Here is a 13,094-nt window from a genome sequence, read left to right as displayed (position 1 = left end):
AAAATCTTGTGTTCCTTATTCAGGACTATCGTTCGTCTTTATGTCTACGCCACCACTCGAATGTCGATTGCAAACTGTCCTGAAGGGCGCGCGCGGTGGGAGCGTTCAACTCTTGGAACTGCCGGGTAAGATCAGGGATAAGGACACGCGGTTCGCCCGGCCTGTCGGGAAGCGCTCCAACCCGGATCAGGTCGGGGCGTTCTGCAATCCGACCCAATTCCAGCGCAACATCCGCCAAGGTGGTAGATGAGCCATGCCCGAGATTAATCGCGCCTTCAATTGGAGATTTCACCAACATTGCTATGGATAATGCGACATCCCTGACGTCTGAAAGATCCCTTACCTGCCTCCCAGAGGAACATTCCGCAGGTGTTTCGCTCAACAGAGCCCTGCACAATGAAGGGACAAAGCGGTATGGATTCTCGTGCGGCCCGAAAAGGTGGAATATGCGTGCCCAAGAAAAGGAAACGGGAAGCGATTGCAGGTCGTTTAAAAGTGAGAGTTTGCTCTGTCCATAAAGGGTGGCTGGCGTGTCTTGATCTTCAATCTCAGTCAAAGGCTGATCGGACCCCGTGTATTCGGCACAGCTTCCAAGGGCGACAATGCGTTGTCCCCCGGCCGACTGAAAGGTTTGAAACAACACCTTTCCTGCCTCATACCACTGCCGGTTTGTCTCAGCTTCCCAGAAAGCGCCATGCTGTGTTTCCCAGGCGCAATGCACCAGATAGGCGGGTTTAGTTTTGGCGATCAATCGGGCGCAGCTCTCCGAGTCGGTGAGGTCTGCTGAATGCCAATGAATCTTGTCGTCCACATGGCTTTCCCGTGAGACCGCATGAACCTCGAACTCCCCGAGCAGATGCGGTAGCACCCGCGAACCAACAAAGCCCCGCGCACCTGTGATCATGAGTCTGGGTCGATCCATCACTTTACGTCCATGTCACGTAAGAATGGCAGGGCCAGATCGCGTTCGGAGATGGTCTGCGGCGCGATCGGCCAGCAGATGGCGATGTCCGGGTCATCCCAGCGCAATCCAGTTTCAACACCGGGTTTGTGGAACGCATCAAACTGATAGAACAGGTCTGCGTTGTCGCTCAGTGTAATGAACCCATGTGCCACGCCGCGTGGGATATATAGCGACAGCAAATTTTCGGCGCTGAGCTCTATGCCATACCACATCATGAAACTGGGAGAGTTTGGTCGCATATCTACGATGACGTCAAACACATGCCCATGGATGCAACGCACCAGCTTTGCCTCACCTTGCGTTTCGGGAATATAGTGCATCCCCCGCAGGGTCGCGCGCGTCAAGTTGTGAGAAATGGCCATCTGTTTGTCTGGCAGGCTCAGGCCGTTCTCAGCGAATTCACGGGCACAATAACTGCGCGCGAAAAATCCACGAGAATCTTGATTGGGGGTGGGGCGGATCTCAACTGCTCCCGTGATCGGAGTGGCCACAAACTGCATCAAAAGACCTCAAGCTCGGGAATGGCGACAACGAATTGCGCGCCCCATTCTCGCGTATGGGCAAGTTGTCCGGCAATCTCTTCACGTAGGTTCCAGGGGAGAATAAGGATATAGTCGGGCTTTTCCTTGTCGATCACCTCAGGCGCATGGACCGGAATATTCAAACCCGGTAGCAGCTTGCTCTGTTTTTGCGGACTCATGTCAGAAGTGAAAGGCAGGAATTCCGGCCCAATCCCGCAATAATTCAAAAGTGTGTTGCCCTTGGCAGGAGCACCATAGCCGCAGACGGTTTTGCCCTGCTTCCGCGCGTCGATGAAAAATGCGAGAAGATCACTTTTGCATTTGGCAGGCAGTTGAGAGAACTGGGCATAGCTTTCCACGCGATCCACCCCGAAGGCCGCTTCCTCGGTTCGAATCTTGTCCCGCGTTCTCGCGAGATCCTTATCATGCACACCACTGGAGGTATGGCTGGCATAGACCCGTAAGGATCCGCCATGTGTTGGCAACTCCTCGACCCCATGCACAGACAGGCCGTGGGTCGCGAAGATTTTTTCGACGGCAAGCAGTGACAGGTAGAAAAAGTGCTCGTGATAGATGGTGTCGAACTGGCCTTCGGTGAGCATACGCATCAAGTGGGGAAATTCGAATGTTGCCGTGCCATGGACCGTCAGGATCTTGGCAACTCCGGCGATGAAATCGTTGATGTCCGGGACATGGGCAAGCACATTATTGGCAACCACCAGATCGGCCTTCTGCCCCCGGCGAACGATCTCGTCAGCAACGCCGCGACCAAAAAAATCCGTGATGCAATCGATGCCGTGATTATCCTTGGCATATTGTGCAACATTGGCCGACGGCTCGACCCCAAGCACAGGCACCCCTGCGTTTTTAAAATACTGCAGCAAATAGCCGTCGTTGCTGGCCAGTTCCACCACCAGAGAGTTCGAACCGAGCGACAAGTCTTCTGTCATTTGAGAGGCATAAGATTTTGCATGCTCCAGCCACGACTTTGAGAAAGAAGAGAAATAGGCGTAGTCCTCGTCAAAATGGGGGGGTGTTTCCACGTCTGTAAGTTGGACCAGCCAGCAGGACGTACAGACACGGGCCACAAGTGGATAAAAAGTCTGACCAACATTGACGGCATCTCCCAACTCCCGAAAGTGGTTTGATACAGGGCTTAACCCAAGATCGACCACATCGTGCACCAGAGGGGATTGGCAATTCCGACACTTATCCGGCATGACGCCCCCCGCTTTGGTCAAGAATGCCAATCTGGCTTTGCGTCAATTCCCACATATCCTGCCCGTTGTAGTAAGCGTGATACCAATGGGCGGTATGACCAATTGCGTCTTGCAAGTTCCAACGGGGTTGCCATCCCAATTCGGCCTGCGCTTTTGCGCTGTCAAGTGACAAGAGCTTTTCCTCAAAAATCTCGCTGCTTTCCTGGATTTCGATTTTCGCTCCGTCGCCCCAGGCATTTGACAGGGTGCGAGCCATTGTTTCTACCGGCTGGCAATCCCTTTGGGCAGGACCGAAATTCCACCCACCGCTGAAAGCTTCATGATCGTCGTGCAGAGCCTGCGCCAGTTTCAGATAACCATGCAGGGGATCCAGAACATGCTGCCACGGTCGAGTGGCCCGAGGGTTTCGTAACACCAGTGGCTGATCCTTCACAAACCCGCGGACGGCATCAGGCACAAGACGGTCCGCGGCCCAATCCCCTCCTCCGATGATATTGCCCACCCGCAGAGCGGCAACGCCTGTACGAGGGAAATAGCTGTGATGATAGGCTGAAATAACCGCTTCACTGGCCGTTTTGCTGGCACTATAGGGTTCCTTGCCACCAAGAGGGTCGTTCTCACGATAGGGCCAGTGCCATTGCCGGTTCTGATAGACTTTATCCGTTGTGACGATCAACAGGGCACTAAGATCGGCCAAGTCGCGCGCGGCTTCCATGGCATTCACGGTTCCCATGACATTGGTGCTGAACGTGCCGACCGGCTCGGCATAGGCTGTCCGGACCAAGGGTTGCGCTGCCAGGTGAAAAACGACTTCAGGGTTTGCAGAGGCCATCGCCTGTTGCAAAAGTCCAAGGTCACGTATGTCCCCAATGGTGGAGCTTTCTAGTCTGGAACCCAAGTCAACAGCCTCAAAAAACGAGGGCGTTGTCGGCGGCGCGAGGGCAAAACCGCTGACGCGCGCACCATGGGCCAGGAGATAGCTGCACAGCCACCCCCCCATGAAACCGGTGTGCCCGGTCACAAAAACTCGCCGATCTGTCCACCAAGATCTGCTCATCACCACCGTTTCCACGGCGCATTGCCGTTTTCCCAATAGGTTTCCAGCAACTCCATCTCACGAGAAGTATCCATGCATTGCCAGAAGCCGTCGTGCCGATACACGCTCAATTCCCCTTGCTCGGACAGTTCTTCTAAGACGTTTTTTTCCAGCTCGATGTCATTTTGGTTTTCCGGCAATCTCTCAAACACCGAGCGATGAAAGACGAAAAAACCACCGTTGATCCAGCCTTGTCCAGTCTGGGGCTTCTCGCTGAAAGATGTCACCGTGTTGCCTTCGATTGCCAGTTCTCCGAAGCGGGAAGAGGGGCGAACCGCAGTAACTGTGGCCAGTTTTCCGGATTGCTTATGGTGTGCAACGACGGCACTGATATCGATATTCGCGACCCCGTCTCCATAGGTGGCAAGGAACAGGTCATCGTCGACATGTTGCATGGCCTGTTTTAACCGGGAACCGGTCTGGGTATGAATACCCGTATTCTGAATACGGATCTTCCAGGGGGGTAGCACTTCGGTCTGTTCCAGGTTGGAAACGGTATCTGCCCTGAGATCAATCTCGATATCCTGGCTAAAGTTTCGGTAATTCAGGAAATACTGCTTGATCACATCGCTTTTGTAACCGGTGCACAAAACAAAGTCGTTGTGACCGAAACTGCTGTAGTACTGCATGATGTGCCACAGGATTGGTCTTCTTCCAATCTCGATCATCGGTTTGGGCTTCAGTTCGGTTTCTTCCCGAATGCGGGTTCCCAATCCCCCACAGAGTATAGCAACTTGCATGATTTCTGCCTCAATTGTATTGGCATTCGCCGAATGATGAGAGTTAGACGTCTGATTGGTTTTCCTTCTCGGCTCGTGCAGGGCGAAGCTCAGGCGGAACAGGTTGTACGTCTTCGATCGTTTCGATCCGAGGACTGTTGTTAACCAAGTATAGCGGTCGTGCCTTGGCTTCGTTGTAAATGCGCCCGACATAAAGGCCGACCACACCAAGTGTTAGCAGTTGGACACCGCTGAGAAATGACAGGAGCAGCACGGTCGACGTCCAACCTGCAACAACGTATCCACCAAAGAACCACCCCAGAAAGACAAATATCGTCGCCGTGAAGGACACCAGTGACACCGTCAGTCCGAACCACAACGCGATACGCAGTGGGATGTCCGAAAATCCGAGGATACCATTGGCCGCCAGTCTGAACATGGCTGAAAGTTTATACTTTGTCTCTCCGGCAGCTCTTTCTTGTCGCTCGTATAGAATTTGGGTTTGGCGAAAGCCAACCCAACTGACCATACCGCGAAAATACCGATCCTGTTCGGGCATAGCCTTCAACGCATCGGCAACTTTTCGATCAATCAGCCGAAAATCACCGACATCCCGTGGCAAATCGACCGGAGACATTTTGGCCAGCAGACGATAATACAGATTGGCCGAGGCACGTTTAAACCATGTCTCGCCCTTACGAGTTTCGCGCTGGGCAGCGACAACATCAAACCCCTCACGCCACTTGGCGATCATTTCAAGGGCGACCTCTGGAGGATCCTGTAAATCGGCATCCAAAATCACTATCGCCTTGCCTCTTGCTGTCTCAATCCCGGCTGTGATTGCGATCTGATGCCCGAAGTTTCTGGAGAGATCGACCAGACGATATCGAGGATCAGCGCACTTGCCATTTAATATCTCATAAGAAAGATCAGTGCTGCCATCATTGACCAGAATGACTTCACCCGGACCGTTCAACTGGTGCAAAATGGCATCCATCCGCTCGAATAGAAGCGGCAGAACATCCTCTTCGTTGTAGACCGGAATCACAAAGCTGAAATCCACAACTGTCTGGTGGGTATTTTGCATAATTGCTCGAATACTTATTGTTTGATAACTTCTTAACTCTAGTTTTCGCCAAAAAAGGTATCAAATGCAACTCTGGATCCATAAGTCGTGTGCGGACAAAGTGATTTTACAGCATCGACGGAGGTGCGGAACCAGCGTTCGATCTGATTGGCAATATCAGAATAAATCGACCTGAGGCGGGCAGATTGCAAAACTAGCGGGGCATAGTTCTCGGCTCATGCAGACCGTTGTTTTTAGTAAGTTTCAGGGGCGTCTCTGGTCGTGAAGCATATATGTCGAGTTCATGGCGTCGGACATTTCCACCAACCACTTTTGATCTTTCCCTTGTCTATGAACGACTTTTCAGAGACTTGAATTGTACATTGCTGAAGCCATTTTTCGAGACAAGCGATCAGTTGCAATTGGAGTTCCAGTCCACTGCCGTTTTTATAGTTGTTGGTGCCCTCGCGGAGATCAAGGGGCGTGAGGAGGAACGGATTGAGCAGTGTTCGTGTTTCCTCTTTACGACCAACCATCTACCGACTTGGATCGAACCGGGTGATCGTCGTTTTTATGTCGTGGAAAAGGATCATGACGGGCATGCAGCAGGACCTGAGAGTGAAGCCTTTCAGGAGCTGGTTAGTCGGCTGAGACAGGAGCTGGAGCACCCTGAGCAGTTGGCCGCACTCTATGCCGCCTTGATGCCGCATGAGGCCCCCGAGAGCTTTAATGCCAAATCGCTGAATGTTGAGCGAGACGGAACGGCTGTCATGAAGCGCATCCAGGAAGCCTCACAGCAGGTGCAGAGGGGACTCTTGGATGAGTGCTGTGGGGAAGGTCATGCTGTTCTAGCTATGACTGGTTGGAAATGGTCTGACAGTGCACGTGTTTGCGCTATGTGAGCCTGTGTTTAATAACGATCTTGCCCAGTACATCACCTTGACCTGTGCGCAACAGCGCTTCTGGGACTGAAGAAAGAGGAAGCACTTCTTCCAAATGGGGGGCGATTTTACCCTCCACCGCCAATTGGGCGACGCTTTTGGTAAGAGCCCGCCCGGATGGAACCAATAGCATTCCTATAGAGTGGTTTCGCGAACAGAACCTTCCCCCTAGCACGAGGGCAAGCAAGGTTGGCACGCCGCCGCCCAAAGCCATATAGTCGCCTCCTTCAGCGAGCACCCTGGAAATTTCAGCTGGTCCACGGGTTGCGACCATATCGAGAATTTTATCCCATTCCCGGCCGACCTCAGTGAAGTTGAACTTGTGGTAATCGATAACTTCGTCTGCCCCCAGAGTTTTAAGCCATGCAACCTTCTTTTTATTATCTACGGCTGTCACATAGGCCCCAGCAGCCTTGGCCAATTGTAGTGCCATAGTTCCGGAACCGCCGCCCGCGCCGTTGATCAGAAACCGGGCTCCTTGCTGCAAATCGGCTGTTCCTGCCACCGCGATACCACCTGCTTGCGGAAGGCAGGCGGCTACTTCGTCAGAAAGAGCATCAGGCACAACAACAGTTTCATTCGCAGGTACGCATGCATACTCGGCAAATCCACCCCGCGTCATGACATAGTCCCCCATGACGCGCTGGCCTATTTCAAATCCGGAAACCCCAGCCCCTAATTTATCGACTAAGCCAACGATATCAGATCCCAACACAGGGACTTTAGGACTGAATAGACCCCCGATCATGCGCACCCAAAGGGGTGAACCAACAAGATATTCCCAATCAGACAGGTTTACGGCACTGGCCAGCACCCTTACCCTAATTTGACCCTTCGCGGGCTCAGGAAGGTCGATATCTGACAGTTGAAGTACTTCCGGGCCACCGTAGCGATCATAAACAACTGCTTTCATTCTCCGATCCATATTTTCAAATCTCAAAAAAGTTATGTGTCGAGTAGAAACTCCATCTTTATAAAACTGTGTACGCAGTCAGCTGCAAAGAAAAATCTCACACCAATTGTGTCGGATCATGTCAGAGGAAACCAGTTTGAGGCGGGCAGGGTGCTGAACTTGCGTTCTACCATGTCCAAACCTTCCCCTTTCCGCTACTACAAAACCAGCCCCGAGATCATCCGCCTTGCGGCGATGCTGTACGTCCGATTTTCCGCTCTCGTTGCGGAATGCCCAGGATTTTCTGCGCGAAAGCGGGATCGATGCCAGGCACGAAACCATCTGGTTTTGGAGGAACGGATTTGGACTGCTGACCGCATCAGAAATCCGGAGGACGCGCATTCAACCGCACCGCTGCTCCCACCAGTGGCGCGGTCTTGGCGCGGTTTAAAGGGTCGTGATGCTGGTCTAGCTGAGACTGGTTGGTATTGGTCTGACAGCACAGCCACTTCCATGAAGACTAGATGTTAAGGCCTGAAGGGGCGATCTCTGCTTGCTGTTGCCCCAGTTGGTGCCTCAGGCACGGCGAGCTACATCAAAAAAATTCATGAAAACTTCCGAAACAGCCTCGTCATGTCAAAGAGCTCATCCAGTCGGTCATATCGATCTTTGGTTTTGTCCCAGCTTTCTTCCTGCGTAGCGGCGATCATTGCTTCCAAAAGCATCATTGTTGAGATGTTAGAATCCCAAGCAGAAGGAATTTCAACCCAACAGTTGAACGTGTGGTCGGCAACTGAGGCAATTGGGCTTGCCCATTGATCTGTAATCAGAATGATCTTTATCCCCCGCTCATGTGCCAGTTCGGCTAGGCGTTGCAGGTTGGTTTCATAACGGCGGACGTCAAACATCAACAGCGTGTCCCCTTCAACCATATCCAGCACATAATGCGGCCAGGTCGCTGAGGAGGAAGTCATATGCGTGACACGCTGCCGGATCGCCTGAAAATGGGTAAACGCATAGTCAGCCAGAGCGCGTGTAATACGCCCCCCAACAACGTAAAGTCGCCCTTCCGTGTGGGCGAGCTGATGCACCGCAGTATCAAACAGCACCGGGTCAAGATTTGAAAAAGTCTGCTGCAGGTTTTCGGTCACCGCGAGTGAGAACCGATGCAGCATATGCCCTTCCGGCGCTTCACTGGCCCAGTTATCGCGGCGCTTGGTTGGGCCGGAGACTTTGGCCTCCAGTTCTGTCAACAATGCCCGGTGAAACTGCGGATATCCTTTGAAGCCAAGTTTCTGCACCATGCGCGCAACAGTCGGGGTCGAGACTTTGGCGTTCTCCGCCACGATGGTGATCGAAGCCAGACCGGCCGCCGGATAATTTTCCAGCAGCAGATTTGCGAATTTCCGCTCTGATTGCGTCAGCGCCGGATAGCGCTCGCGGATCAGGTCGCGGACGGTGGCTGGTGGCTTCGTCAAATGCTCCTCCACGGGTCAACATGGCTTTGTCTTAGGCAGTTTGGCCTGAAAAGAAAAGCGGTGCCGGGTTTGTTGGAATATAAACGTGATAAATTATTGACACAAAAATCTCTTCATGAAAAGATTTTTACAGAAATGGCTGGAGCTTGGGGGAGGTCTGTTCATGCCAGCAGGCATATCTCAGACAATTGACAATGTGGTGGAGGTGCTGAACCGCAAAGGGGCAGGGGATGTCCTGCTGCTTTGTGAACATGCATCAAGCCATATTCCCCAACAATATAAGGATCTGGGGCTACGTGACGAAGATCGCCTGAGCCATGCGGTATGGGATCCAGGTGCTCGCGCTGTTTCGTTGCTCCTGTCCAAAGCGTTGGACGCGCCAATGGTTGCCAGTCGGGTTTCACGGTTGGTCTATGACTGCAATCGTCCACCCGAATCACCTTCAGCCATGCCGGAGAAATCGGAACGGATCGAGGTCCCGGGGAACAGGGGTCTCAGCCCGGAAGAGCGAAAAAATCGTGCGGATGCGATTTACTTTCCTTTTTGTACTGCGGTTACCGAAGTGATCGAAGAGCGAAACAAGGCAGGATTGAAAACAATCCTGGTCACAATGCATAGTTTTAGCCCGGTCTTTCACGGTCAACACCGGGCGGTCGAGATCGGCATTCTTCATGATGATGATAGCGATCTGGCAGACGCAATGCTTGCACACACGTCCACCCTCTCCCACAGGCGCATTGAACGCAATGAACCCTATGGTCCCGATGATGGCGTGACGCATTCCCTGAAATTGCACGGAGTGTCTAGAAGGCTGCCAAACGTGATGCTCGAAATCCGCAATGACCTGTTGAAGACCGCAGCCGATGAAGAGGCCATGGCAGAGGAAATGCTGACATTGCTCCGCCCGGCTCTGGCAACGCTTGAACTCAAGGGAGGTGGCGATGCCTAAGGCCATTTTGGCATATGTACGCGGAATTGATGCGATGAACCGCTTTATCGGCCGCATTGCGATGTATTTGGTTTTTGCATTGATTGGAGTGCTGCTCTGGTCCTCGGTTTCCAAGACATTTTTTAATCCGTCGCTCTGGACGCTGGAAACCGCGCAATTCGTCATGGTGGCCTATTACGTGCTGGGTGGGCCGTATTCGATTCAGATGCAATCGAATGTAAGGATGGACCTGTTCTACAGCAGTTGGTCAACACGGACCAAAGCGATGGTGGATGCTTTTACCGTGTTCTTTCTTATTACCTATCTGGTGATCCTGCTTTACGGCGCGATCAGTTCCACAGCCTATAGCTTGGGCTATTTCGGGCTCGAGCCGTTTCAGTTTTTCTGGGATTTGTTCACCACGCTTCTGACCGAAGGCCCAGCCGCTGCGGGTGAGGAGATGGGATATCTGGAGCGCAGTTCCACTGCGTGGCGTCCTTATCTGTGGCCCGTCAAATTCATCCTCTGCTTCGGTGTCTTCCTAATGCTGCTGCAATGTCTTGCTGAACTGTTCCGTGATATCGGGCACCTGCGTGGGGTTGAGCTATAATGTCATATGAAATGATCGCTACCGTGATGTTCGCGGGCATGATGGTCATGCTCATGACGGGACAGCGGGTGTTTGGCGCGATTGGCTTTGTCGGCGCCATCGCCGGGCTGTTTCTCTGGGGCACAGGTGGAGTCGAGATCCCATTTTCGGCGGCGATGAAGCTGATGAAATGGTATCCGCTTCTAACCCTGCCGATGTTCATCTTCATGGGGTATGTGTTGTCGGAATCCAAGATCGCTGATGATCTTTACCGGATGTTCCACGTCTGGATGGGACCCGTGAAAGGCGGACTGGCAATTGGTACGGTTGGTCTGATGGTGCTGATTTCCGCCATGAACGGGCTGTCAGTGGCCGGTATGGCGATCGGCGCCACAATCGCCCTGCCTGAACTGTTGCGCCGGGGGTATGACAAGATCCTCGTCACCGGGACCATTCAAGCGGGGTCCAGCCTTGGCATTCTGGTGCCGCCCTCGGTGGTGCTGGTGCTTTATGCGATGATCGCCCGCCAGCCGGTTGGGCAATTGTGGCTTGCTGGCGTGATCCCCGGCTTGATGATGGCCACGATGTTCATCATCTACATCTATCTGCGTGCACGCCTTCAACCCCATCTCGGCCCGGCAATGGGACCCGAAGATCTTGCCGAATATGAGCGCGTCACCGACCACCCGCTGCGTCTGAATTACATCGTAATTGGCACACTAGTGTTGACGCCGCTTCTGATCTTCACTGGTTTGATGGAGGCAAAGTCCGCGCTGGGGCTGGCCATTGGTCTGGGTGCCCTGTCATTCCTGACCCGGAACCTGACGGGGTTCCACAAAGATCTTTATATGAAAGAGAAATACCGCCTGCTGTTCTCCGGTGTGCTGCCGCTGGCGATTTTTGCTGCGATGATGCTGCCTTTCGTGAACGGTTGGACCTCGCTTGTGGAAAGTTCAGCCATAGGTGCGATGACCGCGTTTTTTGCAGCCGTGCTCAAGGGGCGGATGAACAAGGAGGTGTTTGAAACCTCGGTGCGCTCAACCCTTGGCATTTCCTGCATGTTCATGTGGATCATCCTTGCCGCCCTCGCTTTTGGAGCGATTTTCGACGGGTTGGGCGCGGTCAAGGCAATCGAAAACCTGTTCACCGAACGTCTGGCCCTCAGCCCCTGGATGATCCTCATTCTGATGCAGCTGAGCTTCATCGTCATGGGCACCTTCCTTGATGACACCGCGATGCTGGTTATCGTCGCCCCACTTTATGTGCCGCTGGTGGGTGCGCTGGGCTTTGATCTCATTTGGTATGGGGTGCTTTACACAATCACCACCCAAATCGCCTATATGACGCCGCCGTTCGGCTACAACCTCTTTCTGATGCGGGCCATGGCTCCGCCAGAGATTGGTCTCAAGGACATCTATGTCTCGATCATCCCCTTCGCACTGGTGATGGTGCTGGCCCTGAGCCTGATCATGATCTTCCCGCAAATCGCCCTTTGGCTGCCGGAATATGTCTATGGAAAATAACCAAAAGAGCCCTGATGCAGGGGCCAACTGAAAAACAAGGAGAGTGAAAATGACAACAAGACGTAAGTTTTTAACCACCGCTGGTGCTGGTGCTCTTGCGGCTCCTCTGGCAACTCCTGCCATCGCGCAATCCACAATTAAGTGGCGCATGCAAACCTATGCAGGGGCTGCTCTGGCGGAACATGTGATCGATCCGGCCATCAAAATGTTCAACAAGATTGCTGGCGACCGGATGCAGATCGAGCTCTTTTATGCCGACCAACTGGTCCCGACTGGTGAGCTGTTCCGCGCCATGCAGCGCGGCACGATTGATGCCGTGCAGTCGGATGATGACTCGATGGCCTCACCAACCGAAGTGACCGTGTTCGGAGGCTACTTCCCATTCGGTTCGCGCTATTCTCTGGACGTGCCGGTGTTGTTCAATCAGTACGGCCTAGGTGAGATCTGGGATGAGGAATATTCCAAGGTTGGCGTCAAACACATCTCGGCGGGCGCATGGGATCCGTGCCATTTTGCCACCAAAGACCCAATCCACAGCTTGGAAGACCTGAAAGGTAAGCGGGTCTTTACCTTCCCGACCGCGGGTCGTTTCCTCGCGCAATTCGGCGTTGTTCCTGTGACTCTTCCATGGGAAGACATTGAAGTTGCCGTTCAAACCGGCGAACTGGACGGCGTTGCGTGGTCCGGGATCACCGAAGACTACACTGTGGGCTGGGCCGATGTGACCAACTACTTCCTGACCAACAACATCTCGGGCGCTTGGGCAGGTAGCTTCTTTGCCAACATGGATCGCTGGAACGAGCTTCCGGAAGACCTGCAAACCCTGTTCCGTGTCTGCTGCGATCAGTCGCATTATTACCGCCAGTGGTGGTATTGGGGCGGTGAAGCCAGCCTGCGTGTGAACGGCACCAAGATGCAGCTCACCTCAATTCCGGACGCAGAATGGACTCAGGTCGAAAATGCCGCTGTGAAATTCTGGGATGAGATCGCCGCCGAAAGCCCAACCAAGGCCAAAGTGGTCGAGATTTTCAAGCGCTACAATGCTGACATGCAGAAGGCCGGTCGGCCCTATCGCTACGGTTAAAAGAAAAAAGGCCCTGGCGTGAATGCGCCGGGGCCATCACTGACAAAGGATGGGCAATATGTCCGGTATTCTG

General features: G+C 53.3%; 13 protein-coding genes and 1 pseudogene. 6 read left to right on the top strand and 8 right to left on the bottom strand.

Going from position 1 to position 13,094, the window contains the following annotated elements:
* Positions 1–25 precede the first annotated feature (25 nt).
* Genes O2N63_RS16745 through O2N63_RS16720 form a run of 6 tightly spaced genes read right to left on the bottom strand, consistent with a single transcriptional unit; the run spans position 26 to position 5,607 of the window.
* Entirely contained in the window at positions 26–904 is an 879-nt protein-coding gene (locus tag O2N63_RS16745) for an NAD-dependent epimerase/dehydratase family protein (protein WP_271055477.1), read from the bottom strand.
* Between the two features lie 17 nt (positions 905–921).
* Positions 922–1,464, bottom strand: a complete 543-nt coding sequence (locus tag O2N63_RS16740) for a dTDP-4-dehydrorhamnose 3,5-epimerase family protein (protein ID WP_271055450.1) — start codon at positions 1,462–1,464, stop codon at positions 922–924.
* On the bottom strand, positions 1,464–2,705 hold the full coding sequence (locus O2N63_RS16735) for a class I SAM-dependent methyltransferase (protein ID WP_271055449.1): 1,242 nt from the start codon (positions 2,703–2,705) through the stop codon (positions 1,464–1,466). The genes O2N63_RS16740 and O2N63_RS16735 overlap by 1 nt, the downstream gene beginning before the upstream one ends.
* Positions 2,695–3,762 carry a CDP-glucose 4,6-dehydratase gene (rfbG, locus tag O2N63_RS16730; RefSeq protein WP_271055448.1) on the bottom strand — a complete coding sequence of 356 codons (1,068 nt, stop codon included), beginning with the start codon at positions 3,760–3,762 and terminating at the stop codon, positions 2,695–2,697. Before rfbG ends, O2N63_RS16735 begins: the two co-directional genes overlap by 11 nt.
* Positions 3,762–4,541, bottom strand: coding sequence for a glucose-1-phosphate cytidylyltransferase (gene rfbF / locus O2N63_RS16725; protein WP_271055447.1), 780 nt, complete (start codon positions 4,539–4,541; stop codon positions 3,762–3,764). The genes rfbG and rfbF overlap by 1 nt, the downstream gene beginning before the upstream one ends.
* Positions 4,542–4,584: 43 nt before the next feature.
* A complete protein-coding gene (locus O2N63_RS16720; protein WP_271055446.1) occupies positions 4,585–5,607 on the bottom strand; it encodes a glycosyltransferase family 2 protein in 1,023 nt (340 codons plus the stop codon).
* A gap of 362 nt (positions 5,608–5,969) precedes the next feature.
* Here O2N63_RS16720 and O2N63_RS16715 point away from each other — a divergent pair, with 362 nt between their 5' ends.
* The gene (locus tag O2N63_RS16715) at positions 5,970–6,488 is read left to right on the top strand and encodes a hypothetical protein (protein ID WP_271055445.1); all 519 of its coding nucleotides are present in this window, start codon (positions 5,970–5,972) and stop codon (positions 6,486–6,488) included.
* Here O2N63_RS16715 and O2N63_RS16710 read toward each other — a convergent pair.
* Positions 6,481–7,440 carry a quinone oxidoreductase family protein gene (locus tag O2N63_RS16710; protein WP_271055444.1) on the bottom strand — a complete coding sequence of 320 codons (960 nt, stop codon included), beginning with the start codon at positions 7,438–7,440 and terminating at the stop codon, positions 6,481–6,483. The genes O2N63_RS16715 and O2N63_RS16710 overlap by 8 nt on opposite strands.
* A gap of 171 nt (positions 7,441–7,611) precedes the next feature.
* On the opposite strand from O2N63_RS16710, the pseudogene O2N63_RS16705 reads away from it, so the two are divergent.
* Positions 7,612–7,852: pseudogene (locus tag O2N63_RS16705) on the top strand (IS6 family transposase); the annotation flags it as partial.
* Positions 7,853–8,024: 172 nt separating this feature from the next.
* Here the strand turns inward: O2N63_RS16705 and O2N63_RS16700 are convergent.
* A complete protein-coding gene (locus O2N63_RS16700) occupies positions 8,025–8,897 on the bottom strand; it encodes a MurR/RpiR family transcriptional regulator (protein ID WP_271055443.1) in 873 nt (290 codons plus the stop codon).
* Between the two features lie 163 nt (positions 8,898–9,060).
* On the opposite strand from O2N63_RS16700, the gene O2N63_RS16695 reads away from it, so the two are divergent.
* The 4 genes from O2N63_RS16695 to O2N63_RS16680 are packed head-to-tail and all read left to right on the top strand — an operon-like array spanning position 9,061 to position 13,021.
* Positions 9,061–9,846, top strand: a complete 786-nt coding sequence (locus O2N63_RS16695) for an N-formylglutamate amidohydrolase (protein ID WP_271055476.1) — start codon at positions 9,061–9,063, stop codon at positions 9,844–9,846.
* A complete protein-coding gene (locus tag O2N63_RS16690; RefSeq protein WP_271055442.1) occupies positions 9,839–10,435 on the top strand; it encodes a TRAP transporter small permease subunit in 597 nt (198 codons plus the stop codon). The genes O2N63_RS16695 and O2N63_RS16690 overlap by 8 nt, the downstream gene beginning before the upstream one ends.
* Complete coding sequence (locus O2N63_RS16685) at positions 10,435–11,937, top strand: TRAP transporter large permease (protein WP_271055441.1); 1,503 nt, start codon at positions 10,435–10,437, stop codon at positions 11,935–11,937. The genes O2N63_RS16690 and O2N63_RS16685 overlap by 1 nt, the downstream gene beginning before the upstream one ends.
* Before the next feature lie 49 nt (positions 11,938–11,986).
* Positions 11,987–13,021, top strand: a complete 1,035-nt coding sequence (locus O2N63_RS16680; protein ID WP_271055440.1) for a TRAP transporter substrate-binding protein — start codon at positions 11,987–11,989, stop codon at positions 13,019–13,021.
* Positions 13,022–13,094: the final 73 nt, after the last annotated feature.

This window comes from Aliiroseovarius salicola (assembly GCF_027891095.1).
GTDB lineage: Bacteria > Pseudomonadota > Alphaproteobacteria > Rhodobacterales > Rhodobacteraceae > Aliiroseovarius > Aliiroseovarius salicola.
This window is presented reverse-complemented; position numbering and strand designations above follow the sequence as displayed.